This window comes from Labilibaculum sp. DW002 (genome assembly GCF_029029525.1).
Classification (GTDB): Bacteria; Bacteroidota; Bacteroidia; order Bacteroidales; family Marinifilaceae; genus Paralabilibaculum; species Paralabilibaculum antarcticum.
In genome coordinates, this window is sequence record NZ_JAKJSC010000001.1 from 1,745,866 (window position 1) to 1,762,119 (window position 16,254).

Genomic DNA, 16,254 nt, shown 5'->3' on the forward strand with positions numbered 1-16,254 from the left:
CTTTCGCAACCCATCAGACAAATTAGAAATAAAAAAAACCTCAGATGACTAGCACCTGAGGTTTTTATATCGATTAAGAACTTTCTTTCAGATAGAAATCTTTATTCTTATTTAATTACTTGAATTTTACTAGACATTACTTTATCATCCAATGTTACACGAACAATATAAAGTCCTGCCTCCAAGGATCCAAATTGAATCGTATTGGTTCCTGCATTGCGATCTTTTTTCACAAATACTGTTCTTCCACTTAAATCGAGAATTTCCAATGAATAATTCTGCGATAAATTCCCAAGTTGAAGGTTGAACTCATCTCTACATGGATTAGGATAAATCTTCATCTGATCTACTTCCTGATTAATCGTTTCGACATCAGTGATAATCATTTCCACTTCTTTTGTATTCGATTGGAATGGAGAATCAAACATGTAACCAATAATATAAACACTATAAACACCAGCATCTTTAGCATATATTTCATAATAAGCTGTGCCTACTGCAGGACTGTTTACCGTCTTGAATATTTCGTCGTTAACATAGATTTCAAACTTATCGAATAGAACAGGAATCTCTACTCCAAGATTTAATCTATACTCCGCAATAACTTCTAATAAACTAACTGTTGGAATTTTATCCTCTACTACTACTTCTTCTTCGTTCGATTTAAAAGGCTCATCACTAATATAACCAATTACGTAAGATTTGTAAGTTCCAGCTTGATCAACAGTAATAGGGAAAGTTTGCTCTCCTTTTTCAGGAGTATCAATAGTTTGGTGTACAACTCCATTTAGGTAAATTTCCAACTTATCGTAATCAACTTTTACATCAATATTAAGGTTAATGATTTTATCCTGAACCTCTTTGTACTCTGAAATTTCTGGAATACGATCAATATCTGGAATATCTACACTCCAAACACCTCTACCGTGAGTTGCTATAACAACCTGCTTACCTACAATTTGCATATCATAAACAGAAACTGGAGGAAAGTTACTTTCCAAAGCATGCCATGAAACGCCATCATCAGTCGATTCAAATATTCCAATCTCAGTACCAGCCCACAGTGTTTTTGTATCACTAGGCATTACAATCATACAATGAGTTACAACATCTGGAAAACCATTCGTACTCACCTCACCTGTTCCAAATCCTGAAATATCTTCCCAGTTTTGACCAAGATCTGTAGTTCTTAATATTTTAGGTGAATTACTGTTAGAAAATAGTAAATAAGCTGTTGATGCTTGCGTTGGATGAGTTGAGATTCCACTAATATAAGCTCTCATATCCTTATCTGCATATTCATTTACTGCAGTATAAGTTTCACCTTCATCTTGTGAAACGTGGATCTTAAAATCTCCATCATTTACCATTCCTGCTCCGGCCCATACAATGTTAGCATCTGCTAGAGATACCTCTACGTTATGCTGGCTATTAACTCCTCCCCAAAAGGATTCAATTGCTTTAAGTGTCCAGTTAGCTCCAAAATCAGTAGATTTATAAACCCCTTCTTTCGCAACCGCAAAAACAACATCTGGATTCCATTTAGAGGCTGATAACTTGGTAACAAAAGGACCATCGTCTTCAGTGATTCCTTGAACGCCTCCCCAAGTATCTCCACCATTAGTTGATCTGTAAATGGCATTATAATAAATACTACCCAAAAGCTTTTTAGAGTCTCTTCTATGCCATAAACATTCGAAGCCATCTCCTCCTAATCTAAAGAAGTAATTAGAGGTTGATGAAGCATCTTCCGCTGCAGCAGACTGCCATGTTCCGTTATCCTGCATTCCACCAATGTACTCGTTGGCATCAGGATTTTTAGCCACACCATAAAATTGAGTGGTAATGTAATTGTTCGGTTTTTGTGTAAATGTTACACCATTGTTTTCCGAAACACCTATTCCACCATCATTTCCATTAACAACCCAAAAATTACCATCTTCAAATGGAATAATTGTGATGTTGTGATGATCGGGGTGCAAGCCAGGAATCTTGGTGTCACCAAATCCAGCTCCTTGATCATATCTATTTGCGCCACCATTATTGCCATAAGCATCAGCAACACTTGTTTTTTCACCATCATATACTTCTACAGCTCCATATTCTACCACTACTTTTGAAGTAGGAAGGTTCGCCGCATCCCAAGTTGCACCTGCAGTTAACTCTGGCCAAATCATATAAAGTGCTTTGTTTAAATGTCCTCCAGCAACAGCAATACTTGCATTTGCCACATCAGCACTATAATCTATAGCATTAATAAAAATGTATTCTCGTCCCAAATCTCCATATGCATCACTTTCACCATCACGTGTATAAAGGTTAAATACTCCATCATTTTCCTGATCACGGAATGAAACCATTAGCTGTTTGTTATTGGTAATATCCCAAACTTGAAAAGGAACCTCAACATAATCTACATAAGTATATTCTGCCGCAGGAACTCCTGATGTTTTTTGATCAGGAATAGTAAAACGATGTGCTTTTTGAGTTAATCCAGCACCAAATCGGATTTCAACTGAAGTCCAATCGGTCGAAAGAACATTAGAACCTTCCTCAGTACTTAGACCACCATTTAAATGGCTTCCTCCGAAACTAACGAAAGAAAGAAAATCAGTATCTACAGTGTAGGCCGCTTTTACAGCAGAAGACTTTTCTGTGGCTGTTTTATTAAATGCTAGTTTCCACATATCTACACCAGCTACGAATACCACACTGTCTATAAATGGGTGCGCTTCAAGTGTATTGTCATATCCTCCTTGTCCACCAAGAAAATTCTGAGCATCATCAAACTTAGCCCAATTGTTTGCATTGTCTATTGAAAAGAATACCTCTGATACTTCATCAGAAATATCGATACTGGTATAAACAAAATTTCTATTTACAGGAGATACAGCAACTTCATAACGAGATCCTGTTGATAATCCCTTAGAGAAAACTTCCCAATTATCACCACCATCTACAGTTCGAAGAATTCCTTTTCTATTTTCCCCAGCAAAAATGGTATCTCTTGCTGTAGGATAAGCTGCTAAATCTTCCACTCCACTAACACTCTCATAAACTTGTGCCCAATCTGTGCCTCCATTAATCGTTTTAAATATTCCAGCTTCCGTAGCTGCTATTACGATTTCCGCGTTAATTGGATTTACAAAAAGACGATTCACATAACCGAATTTTTTATCTGTTGAAGTACTACTTAATTGGCTCCAACTTAATCCTCGATCAAGCGACTTCCATATCCCATTTCCGAGATTCTGAGCGCTTCCTGGAAAACTTTCTCCAGTACCAGCGTAAATAATATCATGATTAGAACTTGCCATGGCTAAAGCATTTACCGATAAATTGGTCAAATCGTCAGATAGATTTGTCCAGTTTTCAGCACCATCTGTTGTTCTCCAAATTCCTCCGGTAGCACTACCTGCAATCCAAGTAGTTTTGTTGACATCATCAGGATCAATAAGAATGGCTCTAGTACGACCTCCAACATTAGCAGGTCCGCGTTGAATAAATTCTAGGCCTACTTTTACACTTTTCAGTTTAGAACTATTTCCGCGAGCTTTCTGCAACTCTAATGTTTTATAGTTCATTTGATAACCAGATTCATTTTCACCAATCCTGGTTGTAATATCTTTAAAGTACTTACTGTACATGTCAGGCTTATTGGCTTTACTGTAGCCTACTTTTCTTTTCTCCTTTTTTTCTTGATACTGCTTTTGCCAAAATTCCTTAGGAGTAAATTCATTACTGGAAAATTGCTTTTCCGAATGTTGCGTGTAATTACTAATAAGAATTCCCGACAAGGTCAGGAGTCCGACAATTAGTAAGATGTGTTTTGTTTTCATAAATATAATAATTAGCTGGTTGTGATTTTCTATTTTGTTTTAGTTGAGGTCAAGCTTTTTTTTGATTTAAGATCAAAAATATAAGATGATTTCCCCGTATCAGTAGGATTAGTAATATATCCTTTCTGTTTGGTAATCAGAAGTTGTGTGTTGTTGTGCCAAGATATTTTAACATTAGCTATTTTTTCCATGTATATAATTTTTTCCTCTTCAATATTATATACTAAAAACTCGACCAATTGGTTAGGATTAAGATTTGGCTCTGCAATAATCTTTTCACACAATACGCAACTCTTATCCGCATTCAATCTATAGTCTATATTTTTTCCCATTTTTTTTTCTGCGACTTGCTGATAGGTCATTTTTTGGGTATTTACCTCTTCCTTATTCATTTTTTTATTTGCCACACATCCAAATAAAAAGAATAACAAGAATAACTGTAGTGTAATTTTTTTAAGGAACATAGTATTTAGCTATTACATTGGTTATATTACTTATGATTCAATACAATATTAAACTCAATTCTTAAGCTGAATTAAATTTAAAAGCTAATAAATATAATGACATTAAATGACATTAAAAATTGTTTTATTTTGGAGAATACATAGAAGCCCATATCCCAGTCAACAAAAGAGACACATAGAGACTTAATTATCAAGAATATTACCATTACAAAAACAATAAATCCATAAGAGTTATTTAATATTTTTTAAACAGATAAATATTAAGCATAAATACATTGTTTGTAAATAATGAATGTTACGATTTGCAATTATTGAAGTCGCATCCAAAAAATAATCCTTGCTTGATGTACTGATGTTCAATTAACAAATTTTCGCTGCTGAACTGTCGTTTCTATTTCAATTCCATAGAATAAAAAATAAGTAGAACCTTTAAAAACAAAAAAACCGAAATCCCAGAATGAGATTTCGGTTTTTCTTTTTCAAATACGTCTATCAACTTCTTAATTGATCAATTAAATTATCTTCATCATCAAATTTACCATCTGAAAAATTAATAGCCGTTTCAATAATAGCTAAGTGTGAATAGGCTTGCGGGAAATTACCCAGCATACGCTTTGTCTCAAAATCAATATCCTCAGCAAATAAACCTAGATGATTAGAATAGCTTAAAAGAATATCAAATTTATCCTGAGCTTCTTTTTTTCTTCCTATTTTATATAGGCTGTTTATCAACCAAAACGAACAAATAGTAAAGGCAGATTTAGGTGTACCAAAATCATCCTGATTCTTATAACGATACATAAGCCCATCATGTTCTAATTCTTTTTGAATGGTAAGAACTGTCGATACATACTTTTCATCCTTTGCATCAATAAAACCATAGGTTTCCATTAATAAAACGGATGCATCCAGATCATCAGAGCCATAATGCTGTGTAAAGGCTTGCTTTTCCTCACTCCAGGCGTTTTTCATGATATCTTTTTTCACTGCATCACGATATGGCGTCCATTTATTCACATAGTAGTCACTCTTAAGAAGTTTGGATATTTTTACAGCACGATCGAAAGCCACCCAGCACATCACTTTACTAAAAGTGAAATGAAGGCTTTTCCCTCGAATTTCCCATATTCCTCTATCTGGTTCACGCCAGTTTTCTTCTACAACTTTAATAATACTTCGTACAATTGTGCATAATTCTTCGGTGTGTTCCAATGAATTTTCAAACAATTCGAATTGCTGATGAATCAAATCCAAAAGAATGCCATAGATGTCATTTTGTTTTTGCTTATAAGCTGCATTTCCAACCCTTACCGGTTTTGAACCTTCATACCCAGCCAGATGTTCCAATTCGTACTCAGAGAGTTTCTTTTCACCATTAATACCGTACATGATTTGCACTTTTTCCTTTTTCTCAGGAATAATATCCGTGATAAAATCCAAATAACGTCTGGCAACATTGTAATGCCCCAGTTGAGTTAGGATTTTTACAACCATTGAGCCATCTCGTATCCAACAGAATCGGTAATCCCAATTTCGGACTTCTCCTATGGTCTCTGGTAAAGATGTCGTTAAAGCAGCTAAGACAGCTCCTGTTTTTTGATAACTTAATAATTTCAAAACTAAAGCGCTTCGAATAGCTTCTTCTTTATATAAAGGAAGTTCCTTTGTCTTTTCGCTCCAATTTAACCAGTAAGTTTTCGTTCTTTGCAGCTTTAAATAAGTACGATCAAGGTTTTGCTCTAATAACTTTTGATTATAGCTTATCTGACAAAATTCATCTTTCTCTAATTGAATGATTTCTTCGTTTAAAATATCCGTTTTTCTAAAACTAGAATACAGATACAAAGAATCGTAATTACCTGAAGTAGTATATGACTTAATAAATTCTTCTCTGGAAACTTTACTTTTCGTTTCGTTTTTCGCATAATCCAATTGAGGATCGTACTTAATTCTAAAACTTGGTTTTCCATACACTAAACGAAAATAACGAATCACATCTGGCGGTGAATAGTAATCATTTTTTTCAGTTAGATATCTTGGCATAAAATCCAAAACTTCAAACACACCATCGATACACTCAAAACGTGAAATTAAAATATTTGTATTTTTTCGATATTCCTGTTTAACATCCGTCAGATTTTCTGGCAGAATTTCAAAACTACCTCCCTTATTCTTATCCAAAAGTTTTGCAAAAGCCGATGAAGAATCGAATTGAGGTAAGCACATCCAGTCTAAAGATCCTTTTTCAGAGATCAAGGCCGCAGAGCGACAATTTCCTACCACACCATAATTTAAATTTTCCATAAAAAAATGCTAATTTAGAGCTTAACCATAAAAACTATACGGAAAATAGAGTTTTTTCACGACAATATATAGTTTTTCGAACCAAAATTAAACAGACATTTTATGAATAGAATTCACATTGTTTCAAACAGACTTCCGGTTAGTATTAATGTTGAAAATGAAAAAATTGAACTAATACCTAGTGTTGGTGGGCTAGCAACTGGTATGAGATCGGTTTATAAAGAGTATAACGGGAAATGGATAGGATGGCCGGGCTTGCCTAGTGATGATATAGATGAAAAATTATCGAATAATATAGATAGGGAGTTGGAAAAGGAAGATTGCGTATCGGTTCATCTTTCTAAAGAAGAGATTGATTTATATTATGACGGCTTTAGTAATCGAACAATTTGGCCGCTGTTTCATTATTTTGCGCAGTATATTGACTATGATCCTGAATTATGGGAAGCATTTGTACACGTGAACCAGAAGTTTGCAGATAAAGCTCTTGAGACTTTAGAAGAAGGAGATACCATTTGGATTCATGATTACCAGTTGCTTTTAGTACCAGAAATGATTAAATCGAAAAAGCCAGGTGTAACGGTTGGTTTTTTCTTGCATATACCTTTCCCTTCATTCGAAGTGTTTCGAATTCTGCCATGGCGAAAAGAGTTGATTCAAGGCATGTTGGGAGCTGATTTGATTGGCTTTCACACCTATGATTACCAACGTCACTTTTTCAGTTCTGTACGTCGTTTGATGGGCTACGAGATTTCCTTCAACCAAATTCAAATTGAGGACAGAGTTATTATAGTTGATGCTTTTCCTATGGGAATTGACTACGATAAATTTAAAAATGCTGCAACGGATATTTTTCAAAAACCACTTCAGGAGAAATCTGAACTTCATCGTGAGTTGGAAAAGTACTTTTTGCTTTCTCCCGACAGAAAATTAATTCTATCCATAGATAGACTGGATTATTCAAAGGGCATTCCCAATCGTTTAGAAGCGTTTGCAAAATTCCTGGAATCATACCCTGAGTTTGTTGGAAAAGTTACTTTAATAATGCTTGCAGTCCCATCTCGAGGGACAGTAGAACATTATATCAACCTTAAGAAAGAAGTGGATGAATTGGTTGGAAAAGTAAATGGACAATTTGGTAATATTAATTACACACCCGTTTGGTATTTTTACCGTTCCATGCCATTTGAGAATCTGATAGAGCTTTATAGTTCATGCGATGTTGCTCTTGTGACACCTGTGCGTGATGGAATGAATTTGGTTGCTAAGGAATATGTTGCCTCAAGAACCAATCGAACAGGCGTGATTATCCTGAGTGAAATGGCAGGTGTGGCCAAAGAAATGGGAGAGGCTTTAATGATTAATCCTAATAATACCAACGAAATAGCAGAAAGTATCCAACATGCTTTAAATATGCCACTTGACGAACAGCGTGAACGTATGATTTTCCTTCAGGATAGGATTAAACGCTACGATGTCTTTAAGTGGGCCAGTGAGTTTGTCAAATCGTTGGCTAAAGTTGAAAAAATTCAAAGCTCATTCTATGCTAAAAAAATCAATAGTAAGATCATGGATAAGCTAAACGAGACCTATAAATCAGCTGAGAAAAGATCTATTTTTTTAGATTATGATGGCACACTAACTGGCTTTAAAAAGAACCCAAATGATGCTTCACCTAATCAGGAGTTACATGATATTCTCTATAAACTTGAAGAAGATCCACGAAATGTAGTTACCATTATTAGTGGTCGCGACAGAGAAAGTCTTGAAACATGGTTTGAAGGCCACAAAATCAATTTAATTGTAGAGCATGGTGTTTGGTATAAGAAATTCGGAAAAGAATGGAAAATGCTTACCAATGCAGTCGATACGTGGAAATCGAGTATACAACCAATTCTTGAAACTTTTGTTGATCGTACACCAGGTTCTTTTATCGAAGAAAAAAACTATTCGTTGGTTTGGCATTTTAGAAAAGCTGAACCGGAACAAGCTGAATTAAGAGCTTACGAGCTAAAAGATGAACTGACAACCATGATAGCCAATCACAACCTCGAAATTTTGGAAGGTAATAAAGTGATTGAGGTGAAAACCGGAGGAATAAATAAAGGTATAGCTGCTTTGCAGTTTCTTAAAAATAAAAATTACGATTTTGTTTTTGCAGTGGGTGACGATTGGACGGATGAATACATGTTTAGAGAACTTCCGGAAACGGCATATACAGTAAAAGTGGGCTTAAAGCGAACAGCAGCTAGATATAAGGTCGAATCTGTTAAGTCTGTTCGTAAATTACTTACAGAATTAGCAGAATAAAGATCATTTCGAATAAAACAAAAAAGTGGCAAATTAACGATTTGCCACTTTTTTCATTTCCCATTCTTACTTAGAACCGTAATTCTTTCAGAAAACTTGCCTTAGATTTTCCTCTTCTTTAAAATTCCTATAATTTTGCAGTCAATACAATGAAAATCCCTATTTTCGCACGAACCAAGATTTTTTAAAAGATGTTACACAAAAAGTTCGATTTTTTAATAATCGGAAGCGGATTAGCTGGCTTATACTCAGCCCTATACGCTTCCAAATATGGAAAAGTCGCCATTTTAACAAAATCGAAACTTGATGTTAGTAATTCCTACTATGCTCAAGGTGGAATTGCTGCTGTAACAGATTCTGCAGACTTCCCACAGTATCATATGGAAGATACTTTAACCGCTGGGCGCGGCTTGTGTGATACGATTCCTGTAACTATTCTTGTAAATGAAGGTCCTAATCGTATTGATGACCTAATTGAAATGGGCATGCAATTCGATACCGAGAATGGCAAGCTTGCCTTGGGCTTGGAAGGTGGACATCATCGCCGAAGAATACTGCATGCTGGAGGTGATTCGACGGGAAAGGAAATGATCTTGTTTCTAATTCAGAAAGTTTTAGCTCAGAAAAATATCGAGATTTTTGAAAACCAGATGGTTTATGAGCTACTTACTAAAAATGAAGTATGCTTTGGAGCGAAAAGCTATAACACAATCGCTAATTCTAATGTATTAATTGAAGCTAAACATACAATTCTTGCAATAGGTGGAGCATCTGCAATCTTCCAAAGAACTACAAATCCGAACACAACTGTTGGCGATGGAATTTCTCTTGGATATAAAGCAGGTGTAGAAATTGCTGATATGGAATTCATTCAATTTCATCCTAGTTCCTTTTATTCAGAAAAAGGAAAAACCTTTTTGATTAGTGAAGCGGTAAGAGGCGAAGGTGCACATCTTTTAAATTCAAAAGGTGAAAGGTTTATGCTAGCAATTCACCCACTTGCAGAATTAGCACCGAGAGATATTGTGGCTAGATCGATCTTCGATCAAATGAAAAAAGATAATAATCCATTTGTAACTCTAGATTTAAAACATTTAGACGGAAAAAAAATAAAGGCTCGTTTTCCTTCAATCTATAAAAACTGCGAGTTAGAAGGTGTTGATATGTGCAAAGAGATTCGCATTGCTCCTGCTGCACATTATATGGTTGGTGGCATAAAAACTGACCTTAACGGCAAAACAAATATTTCTCAACTGTACGCATGTGGCGAAATTGCTTCATCCGGGGTTATGGGTGCTAATAGATTGGCTTCAAACTCTCTCTTGGAATGTTTGGTTTTTGGAAAAAGAGCCGTCGATCACGCTCGAAAAACACATATTGAAACAACCGAAGTAGATGACGGTAATTCAAAAATGCAAACCAATATTAATTTGGAAGAATTGTTCTTGCAACAAAAGAATCAAATTGCTTTAACAATGAATTCGAAAGTTGGCATTATTCGCAATAAGAAAGAGCTAACTGAGGTTAACGATTTACTAGATACTATTGAAGAATCTTTCCCTTTTGAGAAGAATGAATATTACAGTCATCGTTTAGAAAACCTTATAACTGTTTGTAGGCTTCTTGCAACAGCTGCCATAGCAAGAAAGGAAAGTCGTGGTGGACATTACAGAGATGACTACCCAAAAGAAAAATCAAAATACCTAACTCACTCAATACAACAAATCAATAAAAATTTACATTTCATTCCTGTTGAGCATGAATCACAGGATTAAATTATATCGTTAAAATGAAAAAATCTGGATTTAACGCTCAAGAGATTGAATTAATTATCAATCATGCATTCCAAGAAGATATTGGAAATGGAGATATCACAACCAATAATATTGTTCCTGAAAATAAATTGGCCAGCGCCAGTATGACTGCGAAAGCTGATGGTATTATTGCTGGTATTGACATTGCAGAAATGGTATTTAGAAAGTTGGATGAAAATTTAGAATGGAATCCTAAAATTAAGGATGGAGACTCCGTTAAGAAAGGAGATGTTATCCTTGAAATAAAAGGAACTTTTAGAGCTTTATTAACTGGCGAAAGGTTAGCATTAAATTTGATGCAGCGCATGTCGGGTATTGCTACAGAAACGGCAAAATACGTTGCTGAAACAAAAGGCAGTAAAGTGAAGATATTAGATACCAGAAAAACCGTTCCTGGCCTAAGAACTTTCGATAAGTACGCAGTAAAAATGGGTGGAGGCACCAATCACCGTATTGGTTTATACGATATGGTAATGATTAAGGATAACCACATTAAAATGGCTGGAACAATTACAGCAGCCGTTGAGCAGGTTCGTAAATCTATTCCAAGCGAAATTAAGGTAGAAGTTGAAACAACCAATTTACAAGAAGTAGAGGAAGCTGTTAATGCTGGTGCAGATATCATTATGCTGGATAATATGAGCAATGAATTGATGTGTGAGGCAGTTGATTTAATAAATGGCAAAGCCTTAATTGAAGCTTCAGGAAATATGAATTTAGAACGTATTTCGGGTGTCGCAAAAACTGGTGTCGACTTTATTTCGGTTGGTGCTTTAACTCATTCTGTTATTGCTTTAGACATCAGTCAAAACATTATTATTTAATTACAATTAGATTATCTCCAAATATGGAAACACAGGAATTAATCAATCAGATTAAAAAACTGAAGAAAGAAAAAAATGCAATTATACTAGCTCATTACTATGCTGATCCTATCATTCAGGATCAGGCTGATTATATTGGTGATTCGTTAGGACTTGCTCGAGAAGCTGGAAATACTTCGGCTGATATTATCGTTTTTTGTGGCGTCCATTTCATGGCAGAAACAGCTGCGATAATTTCTCCACAAAAAAAAGTACTAATTCCTGCACAAAGATGTGGATGTTCTCTTGCTGAAAGCATTACTGGCAAAGACATTCAAAATTGGAAAGCTAATAATCCTGACGGAATAGTTGTATCATATGTGAATACAACGGCTGAAGTTAAAGCAGAAACTGATTATTGCTGTACTTCTTCCAACGCTTTAAAGATCATTAATCATTTGGGAAAAGATAAAAAAATATTTTTCACACCAGACAAGAATCTTGGAGCATACATTGTAAAAAAGACTGGTATCCAAATGGAACTTTGGAATGGAGATTGTTGCGTTCATGAGCCAATTACGACTGAAATGGTGTTGGATATGTCTGCCAAATATCCTGAGGCTGATGTTTTAATACATCCCGAAAGTAATTGCTCTGGAGATGATCAAATTCTTAATTTGGACAATGCTTACTTCTATTCTACTGCAGGCATAATGGAACACGCTAAGAAATCAGATAAAAAGCAATTTATAATTGCAACAGAATTAGGTACCCTTCATCAACTGACGAAAGAAAATCCATCCAAAGAGTTTATCTTGATACATCCAAAAACCATTTGTGGTTCTATGAAAAGAGTAAAATTACAAGGATTATATGAAGCATTAGAAAAAGAACAATTTGAAGTAATTGTTCCTAAAGAAATAGCGGAAAAAGCAATTCATTCCATAACAAAAATGCTAGAAATTAGTTAATTACACGAAAGCCTTTCATACCATTTGAAAGGCTTTTGCATCAATCATAAAACCAATATGTAAATCACAGATCAACACATTGCTTATCAAAACAAAAATTACAATAAAATGTGTTCAAATATTATAAGAAATATTGGTATATTTCGACTCAATTACAGCCAATTACAAAAGACTAACTACTTAAACAAGCTTAATCTATAAAGAAAAACAAGTACATCTAAGACCACTACAAAATGCGTTTTCCCCTACTATTATTATCTTGCCTTTTACTATTCGTAAATACATCGCAAGCAAAATCTTCAGCTCGAGAACTTAGAACACAAATTAAAAACAGTTCTAAGAGTGAAAAAGCTGAATTTTATTTAAAATTATCTGAACATTATTATAATGCTAATAATAGTGACAGTGCCCTTTATTATGCCAAAGAAGCACTTATTGTATCAAAATTAAACAAGAATGATCAATTCATTCTTAAATCATATCTTGAACTCTATTACAATTACCTGCTTACTTCAAATTCAAAAGAAGTAAGGCATTCTTTAAACAACGCAAAGATCTTAGCTTATAAAATTCAAGATACCATTCAGATTTGTGATATTCATTTAAACTTAGCTGCTTTCTATTCTGAAAATAGCAAATTTGACAGTGCTATTTTTCATTATAATGCATCTAGAAAATTGAGTGATATTATTAACTACAAACTAAATACAGCCCAAGCTCTAATAGGCATAGGTGAAGTATATTATGAACGAGGAGATTTTGAAAATGCCTTAAGTAATTACCTAGAAGCATCTGAGTATTCCGAAGCAATAAAAGACAATCACATACAGCTAAGCATACTCATTGATATGGGTAACATTTATGGTGATGATAAGCAACTTGAAATTGCTAAATCTTATTACAATCAGGCTAAAGAAATAGCTGAAGATATGAAAGATGAGGAAACCTTATCGGTTCTTTACAACAATTTAGCAATAATTTACCAAGACGAAAAGGATTATAAAAAAGCTCAAACTTATTTTGAAAAAAGCCTTGAAATAGAAAAAAATACTGATTATAAAAGTGGTGTTGCTTTAGCTTTAAATAATATTGGCGAGAACTATTACAAAATGGGTAACTACGAACAAGCAATAGTTTGCGTTCGAGAATCATTAGCTAGCCACCGAAAACTAAATTTAAATAACGAAATAATATACAATTTAGAAGTATTAACACAAATACACTTAGCAACCGGAAATTACAAACAAGCTATTAAATATTTGAATGAAGGTATTAACTTAAGTAAAAAACTCAAAACAAAAGGAAAACGATCTGATCTGTTGAAATTATTAGCAGAATATTATCATAAACTAGGAGATAATAAAAAAGCCTATTCTGCCATGTTAGACTACAATGATCTTAAGGACAGTGTACAAAACATAGCTAAATCTACTAAAATTGCACAACTTCAAGCAAAGTTTGAATCCGTAAAAAAAGAAAATGAAAATGAAATTCTTAGAGTTAAGAATCAGTTTACTCAAGAGAAACTAGAACAAGAGAAAACAACATCTCACTTTCTTTATGTATTTTCTATTTTAGCTCTTTTTGTAATTATCCTAATTGTAATTCTATTTCGCTCAAAAATCAATACTCATAATAAAATGAGGCGTGTTTATGGTCTATTAGAGGAATCAAACTCTAAACTTAAAATCATGAACATTACTAAGGATAAGTTTTTTTCGATTATAGCACATGATTTACGCTCCCCTTTTAATGCTATTTTAGGATTTTCTGAATTAATTAAAAGAGAACTAAATACGACACAAAAGGTTGCTGTTTTAAAAGAATATAATAACTCTGTCAACGAGTCTGCAAACGGATTGTATAATTTATTAGAGAATCTGCTGCAATGGGCAAACAGTCAAAGAGGACAATTAAAATTCGCTCCTATTCGGTTTGATTTGTACGAATTGGTTCAAAACAACCTTCGTATTTTTAATTTGAAAACAGCAGACAAATCAATAAAACTTAGTTCTGATATAAAACCTGGAACACTAGCGTACGGAGATATCCAAATGGTAGATACAATTGTACGTAATTTGATTAGTAATGCTTTAAAATTCACCGATTCCAAAGGAAAGGTATTTCTTTCAGCCAAATTAGACAATGAATTTATTCAGCTTTCGGTAAAGGATACTGGCATTGGCATCAGCAAAGAGAACCAAGAGAAATTATTCAGAATTGATAGTAATTTTACAACCTATGGAACGGATGACGAAGCTGGAAGTGGATTAGGCTTAATCCTCTGCAAAGAATTCGTTACTAAAAACGGTGGTGAGATTTGGGTAGAGAGTGAACTGAACAAGGGTAGCCGCTTTACCTTTTCTTTAAAATCGGCTTAAATATTTATAGAACTAATTCAAATTAGCAATTTCAAAAACTGAAGTTGCTATTTCTTTTCACATTTCTTAGGAAGAACATATCTTTGCATTCCAAAATAATTGAAATGGAAATAGTAAGTATCATTCTTCTTGCCCTTGGTTTATCTGTTGATTCGTTTGCCGCTTCGGTATGCTCTGGCTTAGCCATCAAAAAAATTCACTTCTTACAAGCAATAAAAATAGCTTTCTTTTTAGCTCTTTTTCAAGGAGGAATGCCAATTATTGGCTGGTTAACCGGATGGGAGTTAAAAGATTTGATTAAAGATTTTGACCATTGGATCGCTTTTATCCTACTCGCAGGAATGGGTGGTAAAATGATTTACGAAAGCATTACATCCAAAGAAAAAGATTGCTCTTTCAATCCGTTAAAACTAATGGTCTTAATTGGAATTTCAATAGCAACAAGTATTGATGCTTTGGTTATTGGTTTAAGTTTAGCCTTGCTTGATGTAGTAATTTGGTTACCAGCAATAATAATTGGAGTAGTTACTTTTATTGTCTCTATGTTGGGAATGCTTCTGGGAAAAAAGATTGGCAGTAAAATGAGTCAAAAATTTGAAATATTAGGAGGTATTGTTCTAATTTTTATCGGCTTACGAATCCTTATTGAGCATTTGTTTTTTCAAGCTTAAATTACGCCTTTTTCTTTCAATTCACTCATCATTATACTTACCGTCTTAACTCCTTTTGTCATCGATGGTCCTGAAATGGTAGCTCCGGAAATACCATCAATATCTTTTTCAAATTCCATTTCTTCTCCCTTTACTTTACCAATGAATTGTTTTAACCACGATTTTGCCATGATTTCACCACCGTAAGTAGATCGGTACATTAATACTATAACCTTTTTGATTTCCATGTTCTCACTAAATAGAACCATGTAATCAAAATAATCATTCTTCCCTTTTGATGAAGCAAAACAAGCGTAGCCCATTAGCTGGTCTGAACACATTAATCTGCTCAAGCTCACATTTTTGATGCTTTGATATTTAAAAGTATCAAAATTGAAATCTTCAATCTTAACCATTGTCAGATCTTCTAACGGGAAGATTTTTTTGACTTCTTTATTAATTTTCTTCTGAATTGACTTCGGAAGACTGCTTGCCTGAGAGGTAAAAGTTAATCCTACTGCAAACACAATCACTATAAGTCGAATAATATTTAGAAATCGCATCATCATCAATTCTATTTTACGTTAAAACTTCAAAGCAAAATGGAAAACCAAAATGCTTTGAAGTAGATAATTTTATGTGTTTATTGATTTAGAACCAAACGCCTACACCAAAGTTTACAAAGTTCTTTTTAACATCGTTACCATCTTTCGACCAC

At 34.1% G+C, this 16,254-nt stretch carries 10 protein-coding genes; 6 read left to right on the forward strand and 4 right to left on the reverse strand.

What is annotated here, in order from left to right; genetic code table 11:
• Nucleotides 1-107: 107 nt before the first annotated feature.
• The 3 genes from L3049_RS06665 to L3049_RS06675 form a co-directional block, all read right to left on the reverse strand.
• A complete protein-coding gene (locus L3049_RS06665; RefSeq protein ID WP_275109023.1) occupies nt 108-3,839 on the reverse strand; it encodes a T9SS type A sorting domain-containing protein in 3,732 nt (1,243 codons plus the stop codon).
• A gap of 29 nt (nt 3,840-3,868) precedes the next feature.
• Nucleotides 3,869-4,231: a hypothetical protein gene (locus L3049_RS06670; protein WP_275109024.1), complete on the reverse strand. Its 363-nt coding sequence runs from the start codon at nt 4,229-4,231 to the stop codon at nt 3,869-3,871.
• A 564-nt stretch (nt 4,232-4,795) separates the two neighbouring features.
• Nucleotides 4,796-6,607 (reverse strand): glycoside hydrolase family 15 protein, encoded by a 1,812-nt coding sequence (locus L3049_RS06675; protein ID WP_275109025.1) that lies wholly within the window; start codon nt 6,605-6,607, stop codon nt 4,796-4,798.
• A gap of 102 nt (nt 6,608-6,709) precedes the next feature.
• Here L3049_RS06675 and L3049_RS06680 point away from each other — a divergent pair, with 102 nt between their 5' ends.
• The 6 genes from L3049_RS06680 (at nt 6,710) to L3049_RS06705 (ending at nt 15,557) form a co-directional block, all read left to right on the forward strand.
• Nucleotides 6,710-8,917 carry a bifunctional alpha,alpha-trehalose-phosphate synthase (UDP-forming)/trehalose-phosphatase gene (locus L3049_RS06680; protein WP_275109026.1) on the forward strand — a complete coding sequence of 736 codons (2,208 nt, stop codon included), beginning with the start codon at nt 6,710-6,712 and terminating at the stop codon, nt 8,915-8,917.
• Nucleotides 8,918-9,108: 191 nt separating this feature from the next.
• Nucleotides 9,109-10,692, forward strand: a complete 1,584-nt coding sequence (nadB, locus tag L3049_RS06685; protein ID WP_275109027.1) for an L-aspartate oxidase — start codon at nt 9,109-9,111, stop codon at nt 10,690-10,692.
• 14 nt (nt 10,693-10,706) lie between these two features.
• Nucleotides 10,707-11,555 carry a carboxylating nicotinate-nucleotide diphosphorylase gene (nadC, locus tag L3049_RS06690; protein WP_275109028.1) on the forward strand — a complete coding sequence of 283 codons (849 nt, stop codon included), beginning with the start codon at nt 10,707-10,709 and terminating at the stop codon, nt 11,553-11,555.
• Nucleotides 11,556-11,578: 23 nt separating this feature from the next.
• On the forward strand, nt 11,579-12,505 hold the full coding sequence (gene nadA, locus L3049_RS06695) for a quinolinate synthase NadA (protein WP_275109029.1): 927 nt from the start codon (nt 11,579-11,581) through the stop codon (nt 12,503-12,505).
• Between the two features lie 233 nt (nt 12,506-12,738).
• Entirely contained in the window at nt 12,739-14,886 is a 2,148-nt protein-coding gene (locus L3049_RS06700) for a tetratricopeptide repeat-containing sensor histidine kinase (RefSeq protein ID WP_275109030.1), read from the forward strand.
• A 104-nt stretch (nt 14,887-14,990) separates the two neighbouring features.
• On the forward strand, nt 14,991-15,557 hold the full coding sequence (locus tag L3049_RS06705) for a manganese efflux pump MntP (protein WP_275109031.1): 567 nt from the start codon (nt 14,991-14,993) through the stop codon (nt 15,555-15,557).
• Here the strand turns inward: L3049_RS06705 and L3049_RS06710 are convergent.
• Nucleotides 15,554-16,102: an FMN-binding protein gene (locus L3049_RS06710; protein WP_275109032.1), complete on the reverse strand. Its 549-nt coding sequence runs from the start codon at nt 16,100-16,102 to the stop codon at nt 15,554-15,556. The genes L3049_RS06705 and L3049_RS06710 overlap by 4 nt on opposite strands.
• Between the last annotated feature and the right edge of the window lie 152 nt (nt 16,103-16,254).

Excerpts from the sequence above, each read along its gene's own strand:
- L3049_RS06665 (WP_275109023.1), bottom strand. The coding sequence starts at position 3,839 with ATGAAAACAAAACACATCTTACTAATTGTCGGACTCCTGACCTTGTCG.
- L3049_RS06670 (WP_275109024.1), bottom strand. The coding sequence starts at position 4,231 with ATGAATAAGGAAGAGGTAAATACCCAAAAAATGACCTATCAGCAAGTC.
- L3049_RS06675 (WP_275109025.1), bottom strand. The coding sequence starts at position 6,607 with ATGGAAAATTTAAATTATGGTGTGGTAGGAAATTGTCGCTCTGCGGCC.
- L3049_RS06680 (WP_275109026.1), top strand. The coding sequence starts at position 6,710 with ATGAATAGAATTCACATTGTTTCAAACAGACTTCCGGTTAGTATTAAT.
- nadB (WP_275109027.1), top strand. The coding sequence starts at position 9,109 with ATGTTACACAAAAAGTTCGATTTTTTAATAATCGGAAGCGGATTAGCT.
- nadC (WP_275109028.1), top strand. The coding sequence starts at position 10,707 with ATGAAAAAATCTGGATTTAACGCTCAAGAGATTGAATTAATTATCAAT.
- nadA (WP_275109029.1), top strand. The coding sequence starts at position 11,579 with ATGGAAACACAGGAATTAATCAATCAGATTAAAAAACTGAAGAAAGAA.
- L3049_RS06700 (WP_275109030.1), top strand. The coding sequence starts at position 12,739 with ATGCGTTTTCCCCTACTATTATTATCTTGCCTTTTACTATTCGTAAAT.
- L3049_RS06705 (WP_275109031.1), top strand. The coding sequence starts at position 14,991 with ATGGAAATAGTAAGTATCATTCTTCTTGCCCTTGGTTTATCTGTTGAT.
- L3049_RS06710 (WP_275109032.1), bottom strand. The coding sequence starts at position 16,102 with ATGATGCGATTTCTAAATATTATTCGACTTATAGTGATTGTGTTTGCA.